This is a genomic window from Ruminococcus callidus ATCC 27760 (genome assembly GCF_000468015.1).
Classification (GTDB): Bacteria; Bacillota; Clostridia; order Oscillospirales; family Ruminococcaceae; genus Ruminococcus_C; species Ruminococcus_C callidus.
Genome location: NZ_KI260335.1, coordinates 1 through 7,118 on the forward strand (window position 1 = coordinate 1; position 7,118 = coordinate 7,118).

General features: G+C 54.3%; 5 protein-coding genes. 4 read left to right on the plus strand and 1 reads right to left on the minus strand.

The features are described from left to right. Window positions 1-474: 474 nt before the first annotated feature. The 3 genes from RUMCAL_RS03535 to RUMCAL_RS03545 all read left to right on the plus strand — a co-directional run bounded on the left by RUMCAL_RS03535 (window position 475) and on the right by RUMCAL_RS03545 (window position 4,664). A complete protein-coding gene (locus tag RUMCAL_RS03535; RefSeq protein ID WP_051343644.1) occupies window positions 475-1,422 on the plus strand; it encodes a dipicolinate synthase subunit DpsA in 948 nt (315 codons plus the stop codon). A gap of 230 nt (window positions 1,423-1,652) precedes the next feature. After that, window positions 1,653-3,809, plus strand: a complete 2,157-nt coding sequence (locus RUMCAL_RS03540) for a hypothetical protein (RefSeq protein WP_021681152.1) — start codon at window positions 1,653-1,655, stop codon at window positions 3,807-3,809. A gap of 114 nt (window positions 3,810-3,923) precedes the next feature. Continuing rightward, on the plus strand, window positions 3,924-4,664 hold the full coding sequence (locus tag RUMCAL_RS03545; protein ID WP_021681153.1) for an LPXTG cell wall anchor domain-containing protein: 741 nt from the start codon (window positions 3,924-3,926) through the stop codon (window positions 4,662-4,664). Window positions 4,665-4,758: 94 nt separating this feature from the next. On the opposite strand, the gene RUMCAL_RS14375 is transcribed toward RUMCAL_RS03545, so the two are convergent. Then, complete coding sequence (locus RUMCAL_RS14375; protein ID WP_021681154.1) at window positions 4,759-6,237, minus strand: recombinase family protein; 1,479 nt, start codon at window positions 6,235-6,237, stop codon at window positions 4,759-4,761. Window positions 6,238-6,389: 152 nt separating this feature from the next. Here RUMCAL_RS14375 and RUMCAL_RS03555 point away from each other — a divergent pair, with 152 nt between their 5' ends. Continuing rightward, window positions 6,390-6,971, plus strand: a complete 582-nt coding sequence (locus tag RUMCAL_RS03555) for a dipicolinate synthase subunit B (protein WP_021681155.1) — start codon at window positions 6,390-6,392, stop codon at window positions 6,969-6,971. Window positions 6,972-7,118: the final 147 nt, after the last annotated feature.

Consider the following 7,118-nt stretch of genomic DNA (forward strand, 5'->3'; position numbering starts at 1 on the left):
AAAGAAAAGAGTTCGCGTTCCACTTGTACTACAAAGTCAAGTATCACCCGAAGATTACACGAAAGATTGAGGACACGTGCAATATATTCCCACAGATTCTCACCAACAAAACTCCCCCGGCGGGGCATACAGGCGGCTTGTCCGCCGTAACATTACCCTTTTTACAGTTGAAATTGGGGCGTAGGGTCAGCGGCGACTCGCCGCGGGCGTAGGGTCAGCAGCGACTCGCCGCTCGCCGCACTTCTTTTTCGCTTTTTGCATACGTTAAGAACAGGAGTTTGTGTATTTGCACAACTTTCTGACATTTGGTGCTGTGATGATGCACTGCCTGCCTTTGACGTGCAATTCGCCGGCAGACAGTGCTTTCCACAGGTTTTCCACAGGGAAAGAAGTTGATAAGTTGAAAATCTGTTGAAAACTAAGTCGATTTCCCCTGTGGAAAACCCTGATTTTCAGCAAGCGGAGGAAACGTGTATGAAATCCGACAAAGTCATTCTTGTCGCAGGCGGTGATCTGCGGCAGCAGTATGCGGCACAGCGGCTCCGGCAGAAAACCGGTGCGGCGGTCTGGACGGTGGGACTGCCGGCACAGCCGAACCTGCACTTCGCCGAAACACCGGCAGAGGTTCCGGCATACGACGTGCTGGTGCTGCCTGTCCTTGCGGGCAGCAGCGGGGAAACCGTGCCGGCTCCATTCGGAACATCTCCCCTGTCGCTGCCCGAACTGGCGGCACAGGGAAAACCGGCGGCACTGGTCGCCGGCGGCGGTTGCTCCGGCGTGGCACATTGGTTCGAGGCTGCCGGCATGACTGTGACCGACTACCTCCGGCGGGAGGAACTGTGCCTCGCCAATGCCGTCCCCACTGCGGAGGGGGCGATCCGGATCGCCATAGAAGAAACTGCCCGCACCCTGCACGGGGCATCGGCACTGGTGGTGGGCTATGGCAGGATCGGCATGGCACTGGCTCCGCGGCTGCGGGCGTTGGGCATGCAGACGAAGATCTGTGCCCGTCGCTGTGAAACCCGTGCACTGGCACAGATGCAGGGCTTTTCCGCTGTGCCGGTGTCCGCTCTCGCCCAAAGGGCAGCGGCGGCGGACGTGATCTTCAACACGGTGCCGGTGCTGCTGCTGTCTGAAACGGTGTTGAAAGCCCTGCCGCCGGAAACGCTGGTGATCGACCTCGCTTCCCGCCCCGGCGGGACCGACTTCGATGCGGCAAAACGTCTGGGCATCCGCGTGGTGTGGGCATTGGCCCTGCCGCCGGAAGTGCGGCGTTGCCACATTCCGGAAAAGGCGATTTCTGCGGAATTCCATAGAAAAAATGTTGAAAAGTCGGTGGAAAGTGTGTTGAATTCAGAAAAACGGCTTCGAAATTGTGAAAAAGCGACAAAAACGGGGATAATATCCAGCAAAGAATTTTAAAAAAAATCAGGCTTTGGGCTTGACACGGGCACAATAATATGTTAAAATACGTATGTAAATTGTTTACGAGGGCTTTTTTATAGGACCTTGTAGACATAAGAACAATTGCCGCAGCGTGTGTTTCCGGCAGATGAAGCGGGATTACCGGAAGCAAATGCATCTGATGCGGGCGGTGGAACACCACCTGTGCGGACGGCAATCAATTTAATTAAAAAGAGAGGTAATAAGAAATGAAGAAGACATTTAACAGACTTCTTGCTGCAACTGTCGCAATTCCGGTTGCACTGGGTCAGGTTCTTGCAATTTCTGCAAACGCTGCGGAAGCTCCTGCAGCACTGAAAGTTACAGCTGACAAGCTGCTGAAGGTGGAACCGGCTACTGGTTTCCCGGAAACTGTTAGTGCAGATGCAGACACTATTACTTACACTGTAGAGTCCGATTGGAACACTACTCTGGCAAAGCAGCTGAACACAGAAACTTCCAACAAGACTGTGACTGTGGACGCAAAGAAGTTTGTCGCAGGCATCAATTCCGCAAACTACTATGTAGAACTCCTGAAGAAGGCAGTAAACGCATCTGAAAATCCGACCGCTACGGTAAAGGATGGCGTGGTTACCATTTCCGGTACTGCTGATTTCAGTGCTGCAACAGACAAGTTGGCTGAAAAGCTGGACACTCTGGGCGGCTATGAAAATTTCACTCTGGATACTTCCATTCTGACTGGTGTTGCTTACACTGCAACCATCAAGACAGATTTCGCAAACAGCAAGAGCGTTGACGCTGATCTGAGCTTCACCGCAAACGGCAAGACCTATGGCGTAAGCACAGCAACTGAGTATGCAAACGATGTATGCACCAATCTGGCTGGTCAGGTAACTGCTGCTGTAGACCAGAAGGTCAAGGAACTGGCTGCTGAATACAACATGACCGAAGATGAAGTTCGTGCAAATGCTGACTTCGACATCGCCGGTGATGTTGCTGCTCTGAAGGCAGAAACTGACAAGCTGTCTGCTGACATTGCAAAGGCACAGAAGAAGTACGATTCTTTCAAGAATCTGACAAAGGCTGCAAAGAGCTATGATTCCGCAGACGCTGCTCTGGCTGCTGCTGTAAATTATCTGTCAAAGAACGTTGCAGCTGCTGCAAATCAGCCGAAGACAGTTGACGGCATGGTTGCAAAGTATGGTGCAAACTTCGATAACGGCGTTGCATCTGTAAACAGCAGCCTGAAGGACGCTGGCGTAAACGTAGAGATCGCTGTTTCCTCTGCTGATGTTGCTGCTCTGCTGAAGAGTGCAACAAAGGTAACCATTGGTGCAGCAGCTGGCACTTACACTGCTGAACTGGAAATCACCGATGCTGAAAAGGCTGAAGTAGAAAAGTACGTAGAAGAACAGGTTGCAGAAAAGCTGCCGGAAAAGACCGTTGTTTCTGTTGACACCGTAAAGACCGTAACGGTTTCCGGTGCAGCTGACGGCGTTGCTGCTTTCGATGTAACTCGTGACGTAACCGTTGTTCTGAAGGACAAGGATACTACAACTACTACAACAACTACCACTGGTGACAGCGGCACAACTACTACCGTTGCAAGCGGTGCAACTACCGATGTCAGCGGTGCAACCACTGATGTCAGCGGCGATACCACTGATGTCAGCAGCGAAACCACTACTGTAAGCAGCGATACCACTGATGTCAGCGGCGATACCACGACTGACGACAGCAATACAACCACTACCGACGGTAGCGGCACTACTACAGAAACTCTGCCGACCGGCGTTTCTTCTGTAGAAGTAAAGACTGTTGACGCTGAAACTGCTGAAAACATCTACCTGTCCGATGAAGAATCCTTCAACGTGGCTGGTCTGATCGAATCCGTAACTCTGCATCTGGAAAATGGCGAAGATGTTACCGTAGATCCGGCAACTGCAATTGACTTCGAAATGACTCCGGCGGAAGCTTACGAAACTGTAACAGAAAAGACTGCTGGCAAGGTTTACTTTGACGGCGAAGTTGGTCTGAAGTACAAGGGCGAAGAAGATGTTGAGATCACAGATACCGTAAAGGTAGCAGTTGCTCTGAAGGGCGACACTACACTGGACGGCAAGGTTGATGCAACTGACCTGTTCGAAACTGCTTACTATGTTGCCCTGCAGGGTGCCGGTAAGACTCCGATCTTTGATACCGTAAAGAACGGCACTGCTCTGGAGAGCAAGCTGGCTTATCTGGCATCTGATATTGATACGGAATCCAAGGCAGGCGAAAATACAGAAGATGGAAAGCTGGATGCTACCGACATGCTGTACACTGCAGTATATCAGGCATACAACGGTGCTGGTAACCACATTGACTGGGCAGAAGCTATCAAGATGGCTAACGGCGGTAAGTAAGCTTTTCTAAGATTCAACTTTTATCCATTTGCTTGTATATATTAGCGGTGTGAGGTGCATATCGCATCGCTGGTATATCACATATAATTTTATTTTTGAAAGGAAATAGAAACAATGAAGACTACATTGAAAAAGACAATGGCAGCTCTCTCTGCTGCTGCTGTTGTAGCTGCATCTGCAGCTGTTATGGCTGTTCCGACAAGTGCTGCTGGCGTAAGCCTGACTATGGGCAGCAAGACCCTGACTCTGGCTGAACTGAAGGCTGCTAACTATCAGGTAACTCTGCCGATCGGCGTTACCGATAGCATCAACAGTGTTGGCTTCGGTGTAACTCTGGGCGAAGGTCTGACTTATGTTGACCTGGAAGCTTCTGTAAAGAAGGCTACCTGCCTGGCAGCTACTAACGATGCTGGCAACTTTGTATTCGCTCCGTTTGCATATGCAACTGTTCCGCTGAAGGCTGTTAGCGGTCAGATCGCTGCAATCACCGTTGAAGTTAGCAAGGATGCTAAGGCTGGCGACACCTACACCCTGTCTATCGACGGTAAGGATTCCGACGGCGTAGAAACCTCTTACAAGAACGGCGAAACTGGTGACAGCGGCGTTCCGGGCGGCGGTGCTGGTACTATCACCATCGTTGAAGATCCGACTGAGCCGACCACCGAAGCTACCACAGCAGCTCCGACTGCTACACCGGTAGCTGCTACTACTACCACTGCTAAGGTTGCTACCCCGACCAAGCCGGCTAAGTCCACTTCTTCTCCGAAGACTGGCGACGCTCTGCCGGTAGCTGGCGTAGCTGTAGCTGTAGCTGTAATCGGTGGCGTAGCACTGGTTGCTAAGAAGAGAAAGTAAGCATTCGCTGCGATAGCAGCAACATGTGTAACTGAATCTACATGCACGTAAGTGCATCGAGAGGGCATCTCCTTCGGGAGGTGCCCTCTTTGTTTTATTGCAAATATACTTCCCCGTATGTCGGAAACAATCGTACCTCCCGCAGGAGCAGTCCGGCGGCATGCCTACGCTGTTCCAAGCTGGCATCTGTCCACCATGCTTCCCAATTTTCTGCGGGCTGTAACGGCGGTTCAGAGGCGTTCTGACGCAGTTCCTGTTCCAGCTGCTGGTGCTCCGTCCCCAGCCGCTGGAGTTCCTCCCGCAGAAATACCGCTGCCGCATGCGGTTCCCCCAGTTCAGCCGCCAGCCGCCGCATTCGCTGTTCCAGCTTTTCCAGAGCCACCGCCGCGGCAGAGGGTTCCGGCTCTGCCGCTTGTGCATAGGGCAGCACTGCCGCCGCCTGTTCCGCCAGCACCGGAGCCACTGCCTGTTCCACCGTTTCTGTCCGCAGTCCGGCAATGCCGGTGCAGATGCCCTGCCGTTTGCCGCGGCAGACAAAATAGGTGTAGGCTGCCCCTTTGCCGTTGCTGCGGGCATAGCAGCGTGTGCCGCACAGCCCGCAGACTGCCAGCCCCTGTAGCCACGAGGTGTGTCCTGTGCCGCGGTTGGTGCTGCCGCCGCGTGCATTCAGCCGTTCCTGTACGCTCCGCCAGAGCGTGCCGTCGATGAAGCCCCGGTGCAGTCCGGCGGCAACATGCTCGCCCTTCAGATGCACCAGCTTGGAACCCTGCCGCCGGCTGGGGCTGCCGTAGACCAGATAGCCGTTTCCGCAGCAGTACGCCTCCAACGCATGTGTCAGCACTGCCCCCTGCCGCTGCAAAAATACCGCACAGGACAGATCTCCCTGCACATAGACCGGATTCCGCAGCAGCCGGAGCACCGCACTGTTGGACCACCTCGCCCCCTGTCGGGTACGGCTGCCGGCTTGGTTGGCAGCCTGTACCAGCTGTTCCACGTTCTGCCCTGCCACGCCGTATCCGGTGTAAAATGCCTGTACCTGCTGAGCCTCTTCCGGCTGCACTTCCAGCATGGTGGTGGGGTGCCCTCCGTGTGTCACCGGCTTTGCCGTGTAACCGTAAGGCGGCACACCGCCCAGTGCCAGCTGCTGGACGGCTCGGGCGTAGTAATTGTCCCGCACCCGTCCGGCAATGGTTTTCTGCTCCAGTTCCGCGAACATCATCAGCAGATTCAGCAGCATGCCGCCGATTTCCGTCTGGGTGTCGAAGCTTTCCCGCACGGAGTGCAGAGTCACGCCGCGGCGGCGGAATTCCTGCATCATTGCCGCAAAATCGCACAGGGAACGGGAAATTCTGTCCAGCTTATAGACATAGACGCTTTCGATCTGTCCCTGTTCCACCGCCTCCAGCATCTGCTGCAATGCCGGTCGGCGGGTGTTGGTGCCGGAGAAGCCGCGGTCGGTGTAGACCTGCTGAGGCACCGACCGGGGGCAGATGCGGCGGCAGTGCTCCACCTGCATTGCAATGGAAATGGAATCCGGACGTTCCACGGATTGTCGTGCGTAAATCGCGATCATGGTATCCCCTCCCGTACAGGGTATGCGGCTTTTCGTGCAAAATTGCCGGTGACAACGCCGCACCGCCGTTCCGGGGAAAGTTGCACCCATGACCGCGGGAGAGATCATCGCAGACACCATTTGCAATATTCTCGAGGAGAGGAGCGTTGCCCATGAACGACCTGACAGGTGAGCGAATCGGCTTTGTGGTGACCGGTTCGTTCTGTACCTTTTCCGCCGCGTTCGCACAGGCGAAGCTGCTGCGAAAAGCCGGTGCGGAACTGACACCGATTTTCTCGGAGCATGCCGCCGCCATAGATACCCGTTTCGGCACAGCGGCAGAACGGGTTGCCGAATTGGAGGAGATCTGTGGCAAACCGGCGATTCGCAGCATTGCACAGGCAGAGCCGCTGGGCCCCAGGAACCTGCTGGATCTGCTGGTGGTGGCACCCTGTACTGCCAATACCGCCGCAAAGCTGGCGAACGGCATCACGGATACCACAGCGACCATGGCGGTAAAGTCCATGCTCCGGCGGCAGAAACCCATTGTGCTGGCAATCGCCACCAATGATGCACTGCGGGCATCGGCGAAAAATATCGGGCTGTTGCTGAACACGAAGCACTATTACTTTGTGCCCCTGCGGCAGGACGCACCGGCGGAAAAGCCGGCTTCTATGGTGGCGGATTTCACGAAGCTGCCGGAAACGGTGGCTCTTGCACGGGACGGCAAACAGATCCAGCCGATTTTCGGGTAAGCGAAACTGCTGCAAAAATTCTGCGGTACGCCATATTGCCGCCATATTTTTTTCAATGTCATGTGATATACTAGAAAATGGGCGAAGTTCGGACGTTCCGGATTTCGCCCATTTTTAGGGAAACACTGAATAAAGCTTGTGCGTAAG